This window comes from Serratia sp. LS-1, assembly GCF_003719595.1.
Lineage (GTDB): Bacteria > Pseudomonadota > Gammaproteobacteria > Enterobacterales > Enterobacteriaceae > Serratia > Serratia ureilytica.
This window is the reverse complement of record NZ_CP033504.1, coordinates 721,522-740,991: the sequence shown is the minus strand read 5'-3', so window position 1 is coordinate 740,991 and position 19,470 is coordinate 721,522. Positions and strand designations below refer to the sequence as shown.

Here is a 19,470-nt window from a genome sequence, read left to right as displayed (position 1 = left end):
ATAAGCCTCCACCTGAGTAATTTAAGGTAAATTAATACCGTGGGTTGAATATGAGTGTGATATAAGCAGCCGGGACTCTTTTTATATAAGGAACCGATAAGATGCCAACGATGGGCAAATCCCTGCATTATCTCGACGTAGGTTCAGGCTTTCCATTGCTGCTGGGCCACAGCTATCTGTTCGATCTGAATATGTGGGCGCCGCAGTTCGAAGCGCTGGCTAAACGCTACCGCCTGATCGTACCGGATCTCTGGGGCCACGGCGATTCACCGGCGCTGCCACCCGGGCGAAACAGCCTGTCGGATATCGCCGCCGATCATTTGGCGCTGATGGATCATTTGGATATTGAAGAGTTCGGCATCGTCGGCCTGTCCGTCGGCGGCATGTGGGGCGCCGAACTGGCGGCGCTGGCGCCGGAGCGGGTGAAAGTGCTGGCGCTGCTGGACAGCTACCTGGGCGACGAAACTCCAGAGGCACGGCAGCGCTATATGGGCATGCTGGCCGCCGTGGAACAGGCCGGCGCCATCACGCCGCCGCTGCTGGAATATATCGCCGCGCAGTTCTATTCCGACGAAGTGCCCGCTGCGCTGTCGCAGCCGTTGCTGGCCCATCTGCAAAGCCTGCCCGCCGAGCGCCTGCGCGAAAGCATCGTGCCGCTGGGCCGGATGATCTTCGGCCGCCCCGACAAGCTGGCGCTGCTGGAACACATCACCGCCGCCAGCATCGTCATCACCGGCGCGCAGGATAAGCCGCGCCCACCGGCGGAAGGCCAGCGCATGGCGGATCTTCTCGGCTGCCGACATGTGCTGATCCCCAACGCCGGGCATATCAGCAACAAGGAAAATCCGGCGGCGGTCAATGAAACGCTGCTGGCGTTTCTGGCCGAAAGCACCACGCCGCTGTTTTGGTAAGTCGCTCCGGGCCGCCAGGCCCGGACCTGCCATGCCATCGCTCAGACGACGTGGCTATCGCCATTTCCCTGACCGAATCCCCCCAGACGCAACCAGCGGTAAAGCTCCGCATCGCGCTGAAAATGCATCTTTCTCATCACCGCCCGTTTATGCGTGCTCACCGTCTTGATGCTGACCCGAAGCCGACGGGCAATGGCGGTCGGCGTCATTTCCCAACTCAGGTAACGCATCACTTGTTTTTCCTGCGGCGTCAATGGCAACGGCTGGCACCAGGCGCAACAAGAAAAACCGCAGGCGCCGCCGGCTCGGCCTTTTATCACCCGCGCTACCGTGTGCAACAGCTTTGCGACGCCTTCATTGCGGTACACCCTGCCCGCTTCCCTCAGGCACCCCGAAATGGCGCGAATGCGGGCTTCTCTGAGATCGTAAACGGCGAGATAAAGGGCGTGAGGAGCATGGGGAGGATGGCAAAAACGCGCCATGTCGCCTTTGGCGATCGCCTGGAACACAAGGTCGGCATTCATCGGCTCGCTGCAGCGCGCCTCGATGCCACGTTCACTAAAATAGTCGCTCAACGCCCGATACGCCCCGGCGACAAAAAAGCAGTCGATATCCAGGAAGGCGATATTGATGACCGTGTTCACGCCGTTTCCCTCCGCGCGAAAACAAACCGGCAAAACCGGCCGGCATTGAGCCTGCTGCGCCCATCCAACGTAACGAGCAGCAGCGTCAAAACCGCCCATTGGATGAGCGACAGCCCGAACGGGTAGGAAAACTGCGCGCACAGCAGCAAGGGAATGCCGCTCGTCGCCAACGCGGCCTCTTCCCCGGCGGCCGGGCTGTGCAAGCGGGCGGCGATGCGCTCCCGTCGCCATGTTTGGTGCACCAGCGCCGCCACGCCCGCCAGCAGGCACAGCATGCCCGCCAACGCAACGACGCCGCCTTCTATCCACCACAGCAGGAGCTCATTATAGGGTTGCCGCGCTGCGCCTGCCCGCGCCACCGCGGGCAGCGCATGGGCCTGTAAATGCTCAAAGCCATGCTCGAATCGGCCATAGCCCCATCCCAACCAGGGCCGCTCTACCACCAGCGCCAGCGAGTCAAGCAGCGTATCGCAGCACGGCGCGGCATTCGACAAACGAACGCCGGCGTTCAATTCATCCGCCAATATCGCCAGGCAGAATCCCAATGCCGTCATCAGCAGCGCGAGCACGCAATGCAGCGGGTATCTGCGCACAAACATCAGGGTCAACAGCGCGGCACCCAATAGCACGCTGAGACAAACGGTCTGCGATGCCCCCCAGCCCAGCGCGGCGGATAAACCGATCAAGAGCGGCAGCAAGAGTAAAATACGCCATCGCTCGTTATCTCGGCGCAACATGCGGAACCGAGGCAACACCGTCAGACCCCATCCCGCCAATAATCCGCTCGCCAATAAACTGCTCGCGGCATCCGGCCAACGCCCCCCGCTGCCGGCATAGCCCGCCGCCGCCTCGGCCGGGGAGGAAAAAAGCCAAATGCCTCCCACGGCTGCGGCTAATACCAGCGTATAGATAAACGCAATACGCACGTGTTGCATGACCCGATATTGCAATAGGATAAAGTAAATAATCCAACTGCCAAACAGGCAGGCCATTCGCCCGACGGTAAGCACGCCCCACTCGGCACGAGAATAAAAAAGGGGCAGCAGCAATATCACCGCGCCCAGCGCAAAGAAAAAACACGCGGAGGTCATCCCCCACGCTTTTCGCAAAAAAAGGAGCGCGCCGCCGACGCCCAATAAAGCAAACAGCACACCCCCAATCACAAGAGAATATGGAAACGTCAGCGAGAAATAGTTCATATCATAGTGATAAATATAGCCACCCAACAAAATCAATACGCTGACATAGACCATCACCATGAACTTTAAACATGGAATAGACATAATAATTTCATCCCAAAATATCTATCTGAAAAACCATCAGAAAAGGCTAAGCCATTTTTCAATTGCAATAAAAGAAATGCCTGTCAGCAACACCAGCCCGGTAACTATCGCCATCACAATCCCGACAGATTGAATAGCTTCAAAAAGCTTTCGCCTGTAGCGTAAAAGCGTCCAGTTTCTTTTAAACATACCTTTTCCTCTTGGCCATTCAGGCTTCAAGCAAAGAAAGCCCGCAATTTAAACGTGGATTACCGGCAAAATCCTGTCGCATTCCCCAGCGAGTTCCATAGTATCGCCGCAGCCAAAATCAAGATATATGTATTAAATTTAACCATAAAAACAGTTTTTAATTCCTACAAATAATAAAAATAAGGAATTAAAAACCAAAACAAAGAAAACCTAATATTATAAAACTGGCGACACCCGTACGTTTGAACTTTCGCCAAAAATTTCACAACATGAAAAAATCGCCATCATCTTGACGGGTGAAAAATAATAGATAACTCTGTCCTCGCTAAATTTCGCCGTCGCTATAAGGGCAAGCAGCACATTATGGAATACGTCATTAATCAGATGATTATTTTCTCACCTGCCGAACGCGCATTGTTCATCATCAATGAACGGGAATCTTTTATGCCGTTATCTAACCCTGCCACCCGCTTGTTGTTAGAGTTGGTTACCCATCATAAAGAGATGCTCACCCGCAGGCATTTGATGCAGCGGGTCTGGGAAGATAATGGCTTTGTGGGTTCAAACAATAATCTGAATGGTTGTATCAGTGAGATAAGAAAAGCGTTTGAGTCGCTGGCGCTGGATCCGCAAATCATTATTACCATCCCCAAACTGGGGTTCATTCTTGAAGCGGAAATTACCTCATGCGAAAACATGCGCTCACCGGAAAACCAAAAAGCGGTTATTCCCACCCTGTTGACCCGGGCCGGCGCACTGTTAAAACGGCGTGGGAATATCTGCCAGGCAAATAAAGCGCCCCTTGCCGCAGCATTGATGATGATTGCGTGCTTTAGCCTCGTCTGCGCTTTATTGTGGTTCAACCGGCCGGTTCACGCGTTCAAAAACGCCAGGGTCGATTTTTTTTATCACCATGAGCAGTGCAACGTTTTTACGTTGGAAACCGCCGCGCTGAACGACCGGCGTGAAACGCAAGCGCAAATTGCCGCTGCATTGAAAGCTGAAGCGACCGACTGCGGCACAGCGCCCGCCGATCTGTTCTACACCAAAATCGCCAACCCCAATCTTCCTTTTCAGGTCACCTTCATCGCCATCTGCAATCTGGCGCAACCCGGTCAATATGGCCGGTGCCGCACGATCAAAAACACCGACGGTATGACGCCATGAACAAAAAAACACGCTTTATCGTCGGCTTGTTATTGCTGATGGCACCCCTGGCAAGCCAGGTCGCCCAGCTGTCGCACCATCCTAAAACCTTACTGCGTTGCGAAGCGGAGATCACCGCGCGCAACCGCTATGGCCCAGCCATGGAGCCCGCCGCGGTTTTAAAAGCAAAGATGTATTTTTTCCTCTACCACAACGGCACTGGCTTTATCAGGCTCAATGGTTTTATCGAGCGGCAAGAAAAGACCTATGTGCTGAACCGCGAACTTCACTATGTGTATGACACCCCCGGCGACGAGGCGGCTGAAGAGGATGGCAGCGGCGATGGGTACACGCTGCGATTCGCCGCCGACCGTAAACATGCCGGAGATACGGTTCCCGCCCCCCTTTGGGCAACCTTTTTGCAGTCGGAAGATCCCCGAATCTCCTACCATGTCGCCGTCGAACACGTACTCGGCAATCTGTATGTGGTCAGTACGCTTCAAAGCCCGACCTTTGTCTGCCGGCGTTATTAGGCTATGCGTTGCGAGTGTTGCCTATCGGAAGAAAAGCCCGCAAGCGGCAGCCATTTCAGCGGTTAATTGAACGCGCCATGCGGCTGTAGGTGTGGCGCACGCCGCGAATCGCCACGCTGTAGGCGAAGATGTTTTCCGGCAGCGCCAGCCCCAAATAGCCGGTATCGCCGATATGGTGCAGATCCGCGCCGGCCATTTTGCTCATCAGCGCAATCTGCCGCACGGTCTGCACGTCGGCCCCCTCTTGCGAGGTGCCGATCGCTGTCATCGCCAGCGCCCCCTGCCGCTGGGCAAAGGCGATCAGCGCCGCCACTTTCTCCTGCGACATGCCGGGAATGGTGCCCGGCGCCGGCAATAGCACGATGTCCGCACCGTTCTCCACGAACAGCGCGATGTCCTGCTCGCCGATCAGTTGGCTGCCGCTTTCGCGCACGATACCGGCGCCGTGCATTTTGCCGGTCACCAGCACCATCTCGTCGCCCACTTCATCGCGTATCGCTTTCAGCGCGGCGGCGATCGCCTGATTGCTGACGCCGTTGTTCGGATTGCCGGTCAGCACCAGCATGCGCGCGCCGAGCTGATACAGCTTGCGCGCATTCTCGGCGGTGGCGGCGCGGCCCGCCGTCATCTGCCAAAAGTCGTTATGTTCGCTGGCGAAAGCCGGATCGACGGCCTCCAGGTTCACCCCGATCACCCGCCCGGTCAGGCGCTGCAGCGTGCGCAGCGCCTCCTGCGGCGGCACGTCGGCGGGCAGGCCCGCGATATGCGGACGATCGACGTCGAACAGGTTCAACAGCAGCAGGTCGGCGCCCTGGCTGGCCGCCAGTTCGGCGTTGGTGACGTTATTGAGCAGCGGCTGAGTGACCGCGATGGTTTCGCTGACCAAGATGCGCCCTTCGCTGGCGCGGATGGCGTAGAGCAGATCGGCTTTGCCGATATCGGCCAGATCGCTGGCGCTGCAGTCCAGATAGCGTTTCATGAGGCAAGCTCCGGTGACGTTAGCGGAAAGGGATGGATGCCCCCTCTCCCACCGCAGTGAAAGAGGGGGAAAAGGTTACTTCAGCGTAAAGCTTTGCGTCTGCACGTTGTCGGAATCCAGGCCGACGAACACGTTAAATTTGCCCGGCTCCGCCCCCCACTTCAGGCTGGCGTTGTAGAACTTCAGATCGTCTTCGCTAATCGGCAGCTCAACCTGCTGCGACTGACCGGCCTTCAGCGTCACTTTCTTGAAGTTGCGCAGCTCTTTCACCGGGCGGCTGACCGACGCGGTGACGTCCTGCAGATACAGCTGCACCACCGTGGCGCCGTCGTACTTGCCGGTATTCTTCAGCGTGACGCTGGCGGTTAACTTGCCGTTGCGCGCCATCGTCGGGCTGGATAACTTCAGATCCGACAGGCTGAAGGTGGTGTAGCTCAAACCGTAACCGAACGGATACAGCGGGCCGTTCGGCGAATCGAAGTAGCGCGAGGTGTACTTGCCCGGGTTCTCCTTGCCGAACGGCCGGCCGGTGTTCAGGTGGTTGTAGTACATCGGGATCTGGCCGACCGAGCGCGGGAAGGTCATCGGCAGCTTGCCCGACGGGTTGTAATCGCCGAACAGCACGTCCGCCACCGCGTTGCCGCCCTCGGTGCCGCTGTACCAGGTTTCCAGCATCGCGTCCGCCTGCTCGCTCTCCCAGCTCAATGCCAGTGGGCGGCCGTTCATCAGCACCAGCACCAGCGGCTTGCCGGTGGCTTTCAGCGCGGCGATCAGATCGCGTTGGCTCTGCGGGATCGTGATGTCGGCGCGGCTGGAGGCCTCGTGCGCCATGCCCTGCGATTCCCCCACCACCGCCACCACCACGTCGGCCTTGTTCGCCGCCTGCACCGCTTCGTCGATCATCTGCTGCGGCGAACGGGTATCGAACGCCACCGCCGGCTCATACTCGTTCAGATAGTCGATGATGCCTTTATCCTGCGTGACGTTGGCGCCCTTGGCGTACAGAATGCGCGCCTTGTCGCCCACCGCCCGCTCCAGCCCCTCGCGCAGGGTGACCGACTGCTTGACCACCCCGGCGGCTGACCAACTGCCCATCACGTCGCGCTGGCTGTCGGCCATCGGCCCGACCAGCGCGATGGTCGCCTGCTTGCTCAGCGGCAGCGTCTGCTTATCGTTCTTCAGCAGCACCATCGTCTTGCGCGCCACCACCCGCGCTTCGGCGCGGTGCAGACGGCTTTCGGCGTTGGTGTCCTGCGGATCGGAACCCGCCGGGCCCAGATGCACGTAAGGATTGGTGAACAGCCCCATGTCGTATTTGGTGTTCAGCACGTCGCGGCAGGCGCGGTCGATATCGCTTTCAGACACCAGTCCGTCCTTCACCAGACCCGGCAGGTATTTGTCGTAGAACTCGTCGCTCATGCTCATGTCGACGCCGGAGGTGATCGCCAGGCGCACCGCGTCGCGCGCGTCGGCGGCCACGCCGTGCTTAATCAGTTCCTTAATCGCGCCGTGGTCGCTGATGGTGATGCCTTTAAAGCCCCACTGCTCGCGCAGCAGATCTTTCAGCAGCCACGGGTTGGCGGTGGCCGGCACGCCGTTCACCGAGTTGAGCGACACCATCACTCCACCGCTGCCGGCGTCCACCGCCGCTTTGTAAGGCGGCAGATAGTCCTGATGCATGCGCAGCGGGCTCATGTCGACGGTGTTGTAATCGCGGCCGCCTTCGACGGCGCCGTACAATGCAAAGTGCTTGACGCTGGCCATCACCGAACCGGGTTTGGCCGGATCGCCGTTCTGGAAACCGTCGACCATCACCTTGGCGATTTTCGAGACCAGCCAAGTGTCTTCGCCGAAGCCTTCGGAGACCCGGCCCCAGCGCGGATCGCGGGTGATATCGACCATCGGCGCGAAGGTCATGTTCAGGCCGTCGTCGCTGGCCTCTTGCGCCGCGACCCGGGCGCTGAGCGCGATGGCTTCCAGATCGAAGCTGGCCGCCAGCCCCAGGCTGATCGGGAACACGGTGCGCTGGCCGTGCACCACGTCATAGGCAAAGAACAATGGGATTTTCAGGCGGCTGAGCTGCATCGCCTGATCCTGCATCACCCGGATATCCGGTCGGGTGACAGTATTGAAGATGGCGCCGATCTGCCCTTTGCGGATCCCCTCGCGGATCGCTTCTTTCGGGTTATCCGGCCCGACGCTGATCAGCCGCAGCTGGCCAATCTTCTCTTCCAGCGTCATCTGCTTCATCAAATTGGACACGAAGGCGTCGCGCTGCTGGGCGTGAATGCCCTGCGTTATCGGCGTTTCCTGCGCAAAAGCCGGGCTGAGGGCCAGACCGGACAACATACTCACCACACAAAGCCATTTCATCTTGTTTTATCTCAGGCGTGTTTCCGCCGCCAACGCCGCGGAGTTTAATCGGAGTGAAGAAACAGTTTGCCACACTCTGTTTCATCGCCAAGGGAATTCGCATCGCTAATGTTTACAAAGCATTACAGGTTATCGGCAGGTAATTCTGCAGCCGGGCGCGGCTGTCGGCGGCCTCCGCCGCCAGAAAATCGATCAGCGCGGTTAACGTCGGCGGCGCCACCGTGCGTTCAGGATAGACCAAATAATAGGCCGCGCCGCTGCTGACGCAGAGCGGGAACGGCGTTACGATGCGCTGCGCCTGAATATCCTCCTCCAGCAGGCACAGATCGCCGATGGCGATGCCGAATCCCTGCAGCGCGGCGCTCATCGCCAGATCGAGGGTATCGAAATGCTGGGCCTTGCCGGACGGCAACACATCGGCGCCCGCCGCCTTCAGCCAGCGCAGCCAGTCGCGCCGATCGCGCGTCGGGTGCAGCAGGGTTTTGTCCGTCAAGTCCGTCAACCGGGCTGCCGGCGGCAGGAACGTCGGCGTGCAGACCGGCGTGAGGATTTCATCGAACAGCAAGTGCGCGGTCAGCTTTTTACCCGGCGGCCGGCCGAATACCACCGCGGCGTCAAACTGCTCGGTACTGAAATCCAGGCCGTGCGACACCGAGGCGGTCAGCTCGATATGCATGTCCGGCCGTTCATTTTGCAGGCGAATGATGCGCGGCAGCACCCAGCGCATGGCGCAGGTCGGGCATTTGATGCGCAGCGCCCCCGGCGGAGCGGCGGCCCGCGTCAGGGCTTCATCCAACTGCCCCAGCGCCTGCTGTACCGGCGCCAGCAGCTGCGCGCCCTGCGGCGTCAGCGCCAAACCGCGCGCCTGACGGCTGAACAGCGGATAGCCCAAGCGCTGTTCCAGCCCGAGAATTTGCCGGCTGACCGCCCCCTGCGTCAGGTGCAGCTGCCGGGCGGCATGGGTAAAGTTGAGGCGTTGCGCCACCACCACAAAGGTTTTCAATACGTCGAGCGACGGCAGGGATATCGGCATAGCGTGCCTCGATTAGGTATGATCGTAGTGCATGGCAAGTATGACAAACTTTCCCTTGTCCGCCTACGCCGCCTGATGCTTAATCGCTCAACACTTCCCTGTTTGCCTGGAGCCCATCATGCAGAGCGCCTGCTCATCCCGCTCGAAGCTGCCGGACGTCGGCACCACCATCTTCACCGTTATTGGCCAACTCAGCGCCGAACATCAGGCCCTCAACCTGTCGCAGGGCGCGCCCAACTTCGCCGGTGACCCGCAGCTGATCGAGGCAACGGCACAAGCCATGCGCGCAGGTCATAACCAATACGCGCCGATGAGCGGCGTGGCGGCGTTACGTGCTGCTCTGGCGGAAAAAGCTGAACGATTGTATGGCGCGCGCTATGACGCCGACGAAGAAATCACGGTGATCGCCAGCGCCAGCGAAGGGCTGTACTCGGCGATCAGCGCACTGGTGCATCCCGGCGACGAGGTGATCTATTTCGAACCGGCGTTCGACAGCTATGCGCCGATCGTGCGCCTGCAGGGCGCCACGCCGGTGGCGATCAAACTGTCGCTGCAGGACTTTCGCGTCGACTGGGACGAAGTGGCCGCCGCCATCAACGGCAAAACGCGCATGATCATCGTCAACACGCCGCACAACCCGACCGGCGCGGTGTTCGACGCGCAGGATATCGACCGCCTGACCACCCTGACCCGCAACACCGACATCGTGATCCTGTCCGACGAGGTCTACGAGCATGTGGTGTTCGACGGCGATATTCACCACAGCATGGCGCGCTACCCGCAGTTGGCGGAACGCAGCGTGATCGTGTCGTCGTTCGGTAAAACCTACCACGTCACCGGCTGGCGCGTCGGCTATTGCCTGGCGCCGGCGGCGTTGATGGACGAGATCCGCAAGGTGCACCAGTTCATGGTGTTCTCCGCCGATACGCCAATGCAGCACGCCTTCGCCGCCGCGCTCGCCAACCCGCAGAGTTACCTGGGGCTGGCGGCGTTTTACCAGCAAAAGCGCGATCTGCTGGCCAGCGCCCTGCAGGATTCGCGCTTTGAGCTGCTGCCCAGCCGCGGCAGCTTCTTCATGCTGGCCCGCTTTAGCGGCTTCAGTCACGAAAGCGACAATGATTTCGCCGTGCGCTTGATCCGCGAAGCGAAGGTGGCGACGATCCCGCTGTCGGCGTTCTACAGCGACGGCACCGATACCGGCCTTATTCGGCTGAGTTTTTCCAAAGATAACGAGACCCTGCTGGAAGGCGCGCGCCGCCTGAACCAGGTGTAATTTTTTGTCCGACCATGGGAAAGGGGCACTGCCTATGAAAGCTTTGAAAACGCTGTTCGCCGCCGGATGCCTGCTGGCCGCCGGCTCTTCTCTGGCGGCGGAAAACAGCCTGCGCTTCGGTCTGGAAGCGCTGTATCCGCCGTTCGAATCCAAATCCGCCAGCGGCAAACTGGAAGGGTTCGACATTGAACTGGGCGACGCGGTGTGCGCCGCCGCGCAGTTGCAATGCAGCTGGGTGGAAACCTCGTTCGACAGCCTGATCCCGGCGCTGCAGGCGCGCAAGTTCGACGCCATCAACTCGGCGATGAACGTGACCGAACAGCGGCGCCAGGCGATCGCCTTTACCGACGCCATCTATCAGGTGCCGAACCGCCTGATCGCCAAGGCCGACAGCGGCCTGCTGCCGGACGCCAAAGCGCTGGCGGGCAAACACGTGGGCGTGCTGCAAGGCTCGATTCAGGAGATTTACGCCAAAACCCATTGGGCGCCGGCGGGCGTGGATGTGGTGTCTTACCAGGATCAGAATCAGGTGTATCTCGATCTGGCGGCCGGTCGGCTCGACGCCACGCTGGTGATGGCGCCCTCGGGGCAAAGCGGCTTCCTGTCACAGCCGGACGGCAAAGGCTTCGCCTTCGTCGGCGAGGCGGTGCGCGACGACAAGATCCTCGGTGAAGGCATCGCCTTCGGCCTGCGCAAAGGAGATGAGGCGCTGAAGAAGAAACTGGATGCCGCCATCGCCAAAGTGAAACAACAAGGCACGGTGACGGCGCTGTCGAAGAAGTATTTCGGCGATATCGACGTGACGGTGAAGTGATGGACGGGGGCGGCACCGCCGCCCCCTGCCGCGTTTAGCGATCGAACACCGAACTGTTCAGCGCGCGATCCTGCTGGTGGCGCTCCAGCGCCAATTCGATCAGGCGCGTGATCAGCGCCTGGTAGCTGACGCCGCTGGCAGCCCACAGCTTGGGATACATGCTGATGTTGGTGAAGCCCGGCAGCGTGTTAATCTCGTTGATCACCACCTGGTTATCCGGCGTCAGGAACACATCCACCCGCGCCAACCCGAAGCACTCCAGCGCGCGGAACGCCTTCAGCGCCACCTCACGGATGTGGTCGCTCACTTCCGGCGCGATCGCCGCCGGCACCACCACCTGAGCGCCCTGCTCATTGATGTATTTGGTGTCGTAGGAGTAGAAAGCGTCGCTCAGCACGATCTCGCCGCACACGCTGGCCTGCGGATCGTCGTTCCCCAGCACCGCGCACTCGATCTCGCGGCCGACGATCGCCGACTCCACCAGTACTTTATGATCGAAACTGAAGGCCAGTGCCACCGCCGCGTCAAACTCGGCGCGGTTCTCCACCTTGCTGACCCCGACCGACGAGCCCTGGTTGGCCGGCTTGACGAACAGCGGCAGGCCGAGGCGCTCGCTCAGTTGCTCAAACGTGAACCCGGCGCGGTTGGCGCGCGTCAGGGTGACGAACGGCGCCACCGCCAGCCCGGCGTCGCGCAGCAGGCGCTTGGTCACGTCTTTGTCCATGCTGACCGCCGAGCCGAGCACGCCGGCGCCGACGAACGGCATATTGGCCATGCGCAGCAGCCCCTGCAGCGAGCCGTCTTCCCCCAGCGTGCCGTGCACGATCGGGAAGATGACGTCGAGCTGGCCCAGCGCGCCGGCGCTGCCCGCTTCGATCAGCTGCTGTTTTTCCTGGCCCGGGATCAGCGCCACGTTCTTGTTCGAGCGGTTCAGCGCGATCAGCGCCGGGTTCTCGGCGTTGAGCAGGTAGTTGGAGGCGTCGTTGATGTGCCACTGCCCCTGTTTGTCGATCCCCAGCAGCGTGACGTCAAACTTCTCTTTGTCGATTGCATCCACAATGTTTTTGGCCGACTGCAGCGACACCTCATGCTCTGCCGATTTACCGCCAAAAATCACCCCAACACGTAGTTTAGTCACGCCTTAAATCCTTCTGAAAAATCATGGCAAAAAAGTCGTTCATCACAATAAACGCATTGCCTGGCGGCGGCAATCGTTGTTACCAGAATCTTCTTACGCCACAGAATGCCACATCGCGACCATCCAAAACGTATACACTTCGTATATCGTTCATTTATGGAGACGCCGATGGGCATCGTAAAAATTTCGGACGCGCTGCATGACGATCTGCGCCTCGCCAGCCTGACCATGACGCGTTCGATCAACGCGCAGGCCGAGTACTGGATCAAGATCGGCATGCTGGCGGAGTTCCATCCGGAACTGACCTACCCGCAACTGGTAAAAAAAATGATGAAAGATAATGCGCTGACGCTGAAGGAGATTGTCGGGTGAAACAGATTGTGATTAAAACGCCGGAAGAGATTGCCAAAATGCGCCATTCCGGCGCTCTGCTGGCTAAAGTGTTTGCTATGCTCGATGAGGTCATCGTCGAAGGTATCTCCACCATGGAGATCAACGACCGCGCCGAGGCATTTATCGTCGAAGAACTGAAGTCGCGCCCGGCCAGCAAGGGGCAGTATGATTTCCCCTATGTGCTCAACACCTCCGTAGACGACGTGGTATGCCACGGGGTGCCGTCGGCCAGCAAAATCCTGCGTTCCGGCATGATTGTCAACGTGGACATCACGCTGGAAAACGGCGGCTACATCGCCGACTCCAGCAAGATGTACTGCATCGGCCAGGTGACGCCGCTGGCTAAACGGTTGGTGAACAACGTCTATGAATCGATGTGGCAGGGCATTCGCGCGGTGAAACCGGGCGCCACCCTCGGCGATATCGGCCACGCCATCCAGCGCCACGCCGAGCAGGCCGGCTACAGCATCGTGCGGGAGTATTGCGGCCACGGCATCGGCCGCGACATGCACGAAGAGCCGGCGGTGCTGCACTACGGCCAACCCGGCAGCGGCATGGCGCTGCAGGAAGGCATGGTGTTCACCATCGAGCCGATGATCAATCAGGGTGACCGCCGCATCAAGCAGAAGAAAGACGGCTGGACGGTGGTGACGCGCGACAAAAAACTGTCGGCGCAGTGGGAACACACCGTAGCGGTCACCGCCGACGGCGTGGAAATCCTGACGCTGCGCGACGAAGAGCGTCGGGCCGGTTACGCCGAACGCTACTAAATCCTCAAGCCATTAGCTTAATAAGCTAATGGCTTGATAAGTTATTTAATTGATAGCCTCTTAGCTGACTGCGCGGCACTCCGGCGCCGCGGTTAAAGCGACGGGGATGACAGGGAGACAGGCAGCATGCAGTCAGGCAATCAGGCGTTTCTCAACCAGCTTAAGGACATCGTCGGCGGCCCGCAGTTGTTGACCGGCGATCGCAACACCGAGCGGTATCGCAAAGGGTTCCGCTCCGGCGAAGGCCAGGCGCTGGCGGTGGTGTTTCCCACCAGCCTGCTGCAGCTGTGGCGCATTTTGCAGGCCTGCGTGGCCGCCGACAAAATCGTCATCATGCAGGCCGCCAATACCGGCCTGACCGAAGGGTCAACCCCCAGCGGCAACGACTATGATCGCGACATCGTCATCGTCAGCACCCTGCGCCTCGACCATATTCAGGTGCTGGACAACGGCAAGCAGGTGGTCGGCTTCCCCGGCAGCACCCTGCACCACCTCGAGAAATTGCTCAAACCCTACGGCCGCGAACCGCATTCGGTGATCGGCTCTTCCTGCATCGGCGCCTCGGTGATCGGCGGCGTGTGCAACAACTCCGGCGGCTCGCTGGTGAAACGCGGCCCGGCCTATACCGAAATGGCGCTGTACGCCCAGCTCGGGGAAGACGGCCAGCTGCGCCTGGTCAACCATCTGGGCATCCGGCTTGGCGACACGCCGGAAGAGATCCTCACCCGGCTGGAAAAAGGCGACTATCGCCCGAGCGACGTCGAATACGGCGAGCTGCGCGCCTCGGATAACGAGTACGCCAGCCGGGTGCGCGACGTCGACGCCAACACCCCTTCCCGCTTCAACGCCGACAAACGCCGCCTGTACGAAGCCTCCGGCTGCGCCGGCAAACTGGCGGTGTTCGCGGTGCGGCTCGACACCTTCGAGAAAGAGGGCAAAGAGCAGGTGTTCTATATCGGCACCAACGACACCGCGGTGCTGACCGAACTGCGCCGCCACATGCTGAGCAAATTCGAAAACCTGCCGGTGGCCGGTGAATACATGCACCGCGATATCTTCGACATCGCCGAGGTGTACGGCAAAGACACCTTCATGATGATCGACAAGCTCGGCACCGATCAGATGCCGCGCTTCTTCACCCTGAAGGGCCGAATGGACGCCAGCCTCAACAAGCTGCCGCTGCTGCCGCACAACCTGACCGATCGGCTGATGCAGGGCCTGAGCCATCTGGCGCCGAGCCACCTGCCGAAACGCATGAAGGAATACCGCGAACGTTTCGAACACCATCTGCTGCTGAAGATGGCCGGCCCCGGCGTGGAAGAGGCCCAGCGCTACCTGACCGACTATTTCGCCCAGGCCGAAGGTGCCTTCTTCGCCTGCACGCCTGACGAGGGCAAAAAGGCTTTCCTGCACCGCTTCGCCGCCGCCGGCGCCGCCGTGCGCTACCACGCGGTGCACGCCGACAAGGTGGAGGATATTCTGGCGCTGGACATCGCCCTGCGCCGCAACGACACCGACTGGTTCGAAACCCTGCCGCCGGAAATCGACAGCCAGCTGGTGCATAAGCTGTATTACGGCCACTTTATGTGCCACGTCTTCCATCAGGACTACGTAGTGAAAAAAGGCGTGGACAGCCACGCGCTGAAGGAAAAGATGCTCGAGATCCTCAACCGGCGCGGCGCCGAGTACCCGGCGGAGCATAACGTTGGCCACCTGTACCACGCCAAGGCGGATCTGCAGGCGTTCTACCGCACCGCCGATCCGACCAACAGCTTCAACCCCGGCATCGGCAAAACCAGCAAACGCAAAGGCTGGGCCGAAGACCCCCGCTAAGACCGCCCGATAGGCCCGCCGCCGCACCCGGCGCGGGCTTCCTCCCCCCAGCCTGCCTCATCGCGATCTTTCTGCGTCCTTAAAGATGCATTTTTATTGCAACTTATAAAATTCCCGATTACCATTCATCGCAAATGAGAATCAATTACAAAACTGTCATGACGGATACATGACGTCCGCCGTGGCATTCACCGCGAACTTAATGAGAAGGAACCTACCATGAGTCAGACCCTCGATTCCGCCCGGCTGTTGGCCGCGCTCGATAAAGTGATGGTGATCTCCACCACCGATCTGCAGGGCACCATCACCTACGTCAACGACCTGTTCTGCCAGCTGACCGGTTTTTCCCGGGAAGAGCTGGTGGGCCAACCCCACAGCATCGTGCGTCACCCTTCCGTGCCGAAAGCCGTTTACAAAGCGATGTGGGACACCATCAAGGCGGGCGGCATCTGGACCGGCATCATCCCGAACGTCGGCAAGGGCGGCGTGCTGTACGTGGTCGACACCACGGTGCAACCGCTGTATGACGCCCAGGGCAATATCGAGGCCTATATCAGCATCCGCCGCGTGATCAACGATCTGATGACCGACTTCGAATCGGTGGAATTCGCCAAAGAACAGTTCGACAACCACTACGACAAGTAACCGCCATGGCCGACCTCATCGAACGCATCCTGATTGGTTACGGTTCGGAGTCGGGCAACGCCCGGGCGCTGGCGATGCGCCTGGGCGAGCAAAGCAGCCTGCAACCCTACCGCCCCGTCGTGAAAGAACTCAACGCCATCCAGCCCGCCGATGTGGGCGAGCGTGATGCCCTGCTGATCGTCTCAAGCTCATTTGGCGACGGCGAACCGCCCGCCAACGCCGAGCGTTTCTCCGACGCGCTGGCGCAATGGCCGGATCCCTCCCGGTTGCGCTACGCCATCTTCGGTCTCGGCGACACCGCGTATCCGCATTTCTGCGGGTTTACCCAGGCGCTGGATACGCGCCTGACGCAATACGGCGCCCGCGCCATCGTCAATCGCGTCGACGCCGACGTTAACGTCGAACCGTTCTTTGCGACCTGGCTGACGACGCTGGATAAGGTGCTGGCCGGCGATGCCCAGGCGGGTCGCGACTTGCATCTGCGCGTGACCGCCTACGGTGAAGACCATGCGTTCAGCGCCGCCCTCCTCGAACGACGTCCGCTCAGCGCTCGCACGCCGCAGGCCTGGCACCTGCGGCTGAGTATCGCCGGCAGCGGCATCGTTTACCGGGCGGGAGATACCGTCTATCTGTTGCCGGAAAACGACGAAGGATTATTGACCCGGCTGGCAGACTGGTTCGGCAGGCCGGAGGCCGCCGACGCGCTGCGCCGCCGGGAGCTGCGCCAGCTCAGCAAAACGACGCTGCGCGAACTGGCGCAGTTGGCCGACAGCGAAGATCTCAAAGGCTTGCTGAAGATCCGCCAGCGCAAATCCCTGGAGAGTTATCTATACGGCGCCGATCTGCTGGACGTGCTGCACGATTTTTGCCCGCCGCACGCGATCACGCTGGAGAACCTGTTGGCGCTGCTGCCCATTTGCCTGCCGCGCGCCTACTCCATCGCTTCGGCAACGCGGGAAGAGAGCCTCGATCTGTGCGTGCGCGACGTGCGTTATGAACGCGGCGGCCGCACGCGGCGCGGCACGGCGACCGGCTGGCTGCTCAAACACCCCGGCCCTTTCCGCCTCTTCTGCCGCGCCAACCCCGGCTTTTACCTGCCGCGCGACACCGCCTTGCCGGTGCTGCTTATCGGTACCGGTACCGGCATCGCACCGTTGATTGGCTTACTGCGCGAAATGGCCGCCCAGGGCGAACGGCGTGAAACCGTCCTGATCTTCGGTGAGAAAAGGCGCGATGAAGACTTCCTGTATGGCGAGGAGTTGGTCACGCTGAACGCGACGGGCGTACTCACACGGCTCATCACGGCATTCTCGCGCGACGCCGCCGACAAGTATTACGTGCAACACGCCATCGACGATCACGCCGATGCCGTCAGCGGCCTGCTGCAACGGGGCGCGCATGTCTACCTGTGCGGCAATCGCCAGTATCTGGAACATGCCGTGGCGACGGCGCTGGAGCAAGCCTGCGGGGCGGAAAACCTGTGGCAGACGCTGATTGAGCAGCAGCGGCTGCACCTGGAGCTCTATTGAGACAGGGCGGCGTTCACCGCTCCGCGCGCAGCAGCAAGGAGACGATGAACGCGCCCCCCAGCCCCGCCGTAATGATGCCGATGGGCAGCTCCTGATTGGGGATCAGGCTGCGGCTGAGCATGTCGCCGCCGGTCAGCAGCATCGCCCCCAGCAGGCCGCACATCGGCACGGACAAGCGGTGGCGCACACCTACCAGGCGCCGGGCCAGATAAGGCACCATCAGCCCGACAAAACCGATCACACCCGTCAGCGAAACGAGAAACGCTGTAGACAATGCGCAGCACAAAAAGGTCTCGGTGCGCAGGCGCGCCACGTTGACTCCCATCGAATGGGCGGTTTGCTCACCCGCCAGCAGCGCGTCCAGCGCCCGCCAACGCAGCGCCGTAAACCCGGCCAGCAGCGCGAAACTCACCAGCGGAATGAACAAATTATCCCAACGCGCCAACCCCAAGCCGCCCAGCGACCAGAACAACACTGAACCGGCCGCCCGCTGATCGCCGGAAAAAACCAGATAGCTGGTGAGCGCGCTGAACAAAAATGAGACCGCCAGGCCGCAGACGATAAGCTGCTCGGCGCGCCTGACCCGGCTGACGCGAAACAGGATCATCACCGCCAACGCGGACAGAATGCCGCCGACGAAAGCGGACAGCGGCAACGTCAGCGCGCCCAGCGCATCGCCGAAGCGCGTGATGACCAGCACCGCGCCGGCGGCGGCGCCGGAGGAGAGCCCAAACAAAAAAGGATCGGCCAGCTCATTGCGGGTGGTGGTCTGCAGCAGCGCGCCGGTCATCGCCAGCCCGGCGCCGGTCAACGCCGCCAACAAGGCCCGAGGCACGCGCAGTTGCACGACGATAGTGTCCAGCATGCCGGAAAGCGGCGCCGAACCTATCCCTAACGCCGCCAACGCCTGCCGCCATGACAGCGCGACGCTGCCCAATTGCAGGCTCCAGACCATTAATCCGCACAACGTCAACAGCGCCAGCGGCGCGAGCACCATAAACCGCCGTGTCGGCGAGTTCATTCAGCCTCCGGCGCGTACAGCGCCCGCGCCAACTTTTCCACCGCGCCGATGTTGGCCGGCCCCGGCGTCAGCTCCGCATACTGCAGTTTCAGATAACGATGGTGCCGTACCGCAGGTGTCAACTTCATCAACGGATGAGACTCGAGGAAACGCCGCAGCGTCTCGGCGCCTGACCCGGTCTGGTAATCCAGCAGAATGATGAAGTCGGGTTCCGCCGCCGCCACCGCCTCCCAGGATGCCGTCGTCCAGCTCGCCGCCAAACCGTCCATCACGTTGCGGCCGCCCGCCGCTTCGACGATCGCCGTCGGCATGGCGTATTTACCGCTGGTAAAAGGCTTCTCTTCTCCCGAGTCATACACGAACACCTTGAGCGGCGCCTGCCCCGCCGGTCTGGCGGGCAGCGCGGCTAACCGGCGGCGCCAGCCCTCAACCAGCGCGGCGGCCTCTCGCTGCTTGCCGAAAATCTTGCCGAGCTTCAGCTCATCGTCATACAGCAGGTTCATATCGGCCTTCTGCGGCCGGCCGCCGGCCTGTACGCAGCTCTCGCTCAGCACCAGCGTTTTGATGCCGAACGGCGCGAGCGTCTCCGGCGTGACGTCGCCGCCGATCTTCATGCCGTAATTCCAACCGGCGAAGAAAAAGTCCGGCTGCGCCGCCAGCAACGTTTCCAGAGCGGGATACTTCGGCGCCAGTTCGGGAATGGCGCCCATCGCCGCCTTGAAATCAGGCGTCAATTTGTACCAGCCGGTGATGCCGGTCAGCCCGACGATCCGATCCTGCAGATGAAGCGCAAAGGCCATCTCGGCCATATTGATGTCGTTGATGACGGCGCGCTGCGGCGCCTGATTGAAGGTGATCGGCTTCCCGCAGCTTTCTACGGTGACGGGAAATTTTTCAGCCGCTGCCGCTCCGCCGGCCAACAGCAGGAGCAAGGGGAATACGCGTATGTTCATGTTTCTCTCT

19 protein-coding genes are annotated in these 19,470 nt (G+C 60.7%); 10 read left to right on the top strand and 9 right to left on the bottom strand.

Annotated features, from left to right (window positions below):
- Window positions 1-110: 110 nt before the first annotated feature.
- Window positions 111-911: an alpha/beta fold hydrolase gene (locus tag EDY99_RS03625; protein ID WP_080280887.1), complete on the top strand. Its 801-nt coding sequence runs from the start codon at window positions 111-113 to the stop codon at window positions 909-911.
- 41 nt (window positions 912-952) lie between these two features.
- Here EDY99_RS03625 and EDY99_RS03620 read toward each other — a convergent pair whose 3' ends face one another.
- Genes EDY99_RS03620 through EDY99_RS24470 form a run of 3 tightly spaced genes read right to left on the bottom strand, consistent with a single transcriptional unit; the run spans window position 953 to window position 3,027 of the window.
- Window positions 953-1,555 (bottom strand): LuxR C-terminal-related transcriptional regulator, encoded by a 603-nt coding sequence (locus EDY99_RS03620; RefSeq protein WP_164489254.1) that lies wholly within the window; start codon window positions 1,553-1,555, stop codon window positions 953-955.
- Window positions 1,552-2,838, bottom strand: coding sequence for an O-antigen ligase (locus EDY99_RS24475; RefSeq protein ID WP_164489253.1), 1,287 nt, complete (start codon window positions 2,836-2,838; stop codon window positions 1,552-1,554). The genes EDY99_RS03620 and EDY99_RS24475 overlap by 4 nt, the downstream gene beginning before the upstream one ends.
- A 36-nt stretch (window positions 2,839-2,874) precedes the next feature.
- Complete coding sequence (locus EDY99_RS24470; RefSeq protein WP_154219866.1) at window positions 2,875-3,027, bottom strand: hypothetical protein; 153 nt, start codon at window positions 3,025-3,027, stop codon at window positions 2,875-2,877.
- A gap of 363 nt (window positions 3,028-3,390) precedes the next feature.
- On the opposite strand from EDY99_RS24470, the gene EDY99_RS03615 reads away from it, so the two are divergent.
- Together EDY99_RS03615 and EDY99_RS03610 are read left to right on the top strand one after the other, a co-directional pair.
- Window positions 3,391-4,194, top strand: a complete 804-nt coding sequence (locus tag EDY99_RS03615) for a winged helix-turn-helix domain-containing protein (RefSeq protein ID WP_052133738.1) — start codon at window positions 3,391-3,393, stop codon at window positions 4,192-4,194.
- Window positions 4,191-4,706, top strand: coding sequence for a hypothetical protein (locus EDY99_RS03610; RefSeq protein WP_047572247.1), 516 nt, complete (start codon window positions 4,191-4,193; stop codon window positions 4,704-4,706). Before EDY99_RS03615 ends, EDY99_RS03610 begins: the two co-directional genes overlap by 4 nt.
- Window positions 4,707-4,761: 55 nt before the next feature.
- Here the strand turns inward: EDY99_RS03610 and EDY99_RS03605 are convergent, their stop codons facing one another.
- From EDY99_RS03605 to EDY99_RS03595, 3 genes are all read right to left on the bottom strand, one after another.
- Entirely contained in the window at window positions 4,762-5,685 is a 924-nt protein-coding gene (locus EDY99_RS03605) for a PEP phosphonomutase (RefSeq protein ID WP_042783918.1), read from the bottom strand.
- 75 nt (window positions 5,686-5,760) lie between these two features.
- Entirely contained in the window at window positions 5,761-8,058 is a 2,298-nt protein-coding gene (bglX, locus tag EDY99_RS03600) for a beta-glucosidase BglX (RefSeq protein ID WP_047572248.1), read from the bottom strand.
- Window positions 8,059-8,170: 112 nt separating this feature from the next.
- The gene (locus EDY99_RS03595; RefSeq protein ID WP_047572250.1) at window positions 8,171-9,091 is read right to left on the bottom strand and encodes a LysR substrate-binding domain-containing protein; all 921 of its coding nucleotides are present in this window, start codon (window positions 9,089-9,091) and stop codon (window positions 8,171-8,173) included.
- Window positions 9,092-9,209: 118 nt separating this feature from the next.
- Here EDY99_RS03595 and EDY99_RS03590 point away from each other — a divergent pair, with 118 nt between their 5' ends.
- Both EDY99_RS03590 and EDY99_RS03585 read left to right on the top strand, forming a co-directional pair.
- Window positions 9,210-10,364 (top strand): pyridoxal phosphate-dependent aminotransferase, encoded by a 1,155-nt coding sequence (locus EDY99_RS03590; RefSeq protein WP_123061467.1) that lies wholly within the window; start codon window positions 9,210-9,212, stop codon window positions 10,362-10,364.
- 34 nt (window positions 10,365-10,398) lie between these two features.
- Window positions 10,399-11,178 carry an ABC transporter substrate-binding protein gene (locus tag EDY99_RS03585; protein ID WP_033633826.1) on the top strand — a complete coding sequence of 260 codons (780 nt, stop codon included), beginning with the start codon at window positions 10,399-10,401 and terminating at the stop codon, window positions 11,176-11,178.
- A 34-nt stretch (window positions 11,179-11,212) separates the two neighbouring features.
- Here EDY99_RS03585 and ddlA read toward each other — a convergent pair whose 3' ends face one another.
- Window positions 11,213-12,316, bottom strand: a complete 1,104-nt coding sequence (ddlA, locus tag EDY99_RS03580; protein WP_015377061.1) for a D-alanine--D-alanine ligase — start codon at window positions 12,314-12,316, stop codon at window positions 11,213-11,215.
- 168 nt (window positions 12,317-12,484) lie between these two features.
- On the opposite strand from ddlA, the gene EDY99_RS03575 reads away from it, so the two are divergent.
- The 5 genes from EDY99_RS03575 (at window position 12,485) to EDY99_RS03555 (ending at window position 17,486) form a co-directional block, all read left to right on the top strand.
- Window positions 12,485-12,688 (top strand): ParD-like family protein, encoded by a 204-nt coding sequence (locus tag EDY99_RS03575; protein ID WP_006324220.1) that lies wholly within the window; start codon window positions 12,485-12,487, stop codon window positions 12,686-12,688.
- A complete protein-coding gene (gene map / locus EDY99_RS03570; protein WP_033642282.1) occupies window positions 12,685-13,479 on the top strand; it encodes a type I methionyl aminopeptidase in 795 nt (264 codons plus the stop codon). The genes EDY99_RS03575 and map overlap by 4 nt, the downstream gene beginning before the upstream one ends.
- A gap of 126 nt (window positions 13,480-13,605) precedes the next feature.
- Window positions 13,606-15,312: a D-lactate dehydrogenase gene (dld, locus tag EDY99_RS03565; protein WP_033642281.1), complete on the top strand. Its 1,707-nt coding sequence runs from the start codon at window positions 13,606-13,608 to the stop codon at window positions 15,310-15,312.
- Window positions 15,313-15,531: 219 nt separating this feature from the next.
- Window positions 15,532-15,957, top strand: coding sequence for a PAS domain-containing protein (locus EDY99_RS03560; protein WP_089194411.1), 426 nt, complete (start codon window positions 15,532-15,534; stop codon window positions 15,955-15,957).
- A 5-nt stretch (window positions 15,958-15,962) separates the two neighbouring features.
- Entirely contained in the window at window positions 15,963-17,486 is a 1,524-nt protein-coding gene (locus EDY99_RS03555; protein ID WP_123061466.1) for a sulfite reductase flavoprotein subunit alpha, read from the top strand.
- Window positions 17,487-17,499: 13 nt separating this feature from the next.
- Here EDY99_RS03555 and EDY99_RS03550 read toward each other — a convergent pair whose 3' ends face one another.
- Together EDY99_RS03550 and EDY99_RS03545 are read right to left on the bottom strand one after the other, a co-directional pair.
- A complete protein-coding gene (locus tag EDY99_RS03550; RefSeq protein WP_033652390.1) occupies window positions 17,500-18,507 on the bottom strand; it encodes an iron ABC transporter permease in 1,008 nt (335 codons plus the stop codon).
- Complete coding sequence (locus EDY99_RS03545) at window positions 18,504-19,460, bottom strand: ABC transporter substrate-binding protein (RefSeq protein ID WP_096242031.1); 957 nt, start codon at window positions 19,458-19,460, stop codon at window positions 18,504-18,506. The genes EDY99_RS03550 and EDY99_RS03545 overlap by 4 nt, the downstream gene beginning before the upstream one ends.
- Between the last annotated feature and the right edge of the window lie 10 nt (window positions 19,461-19,470).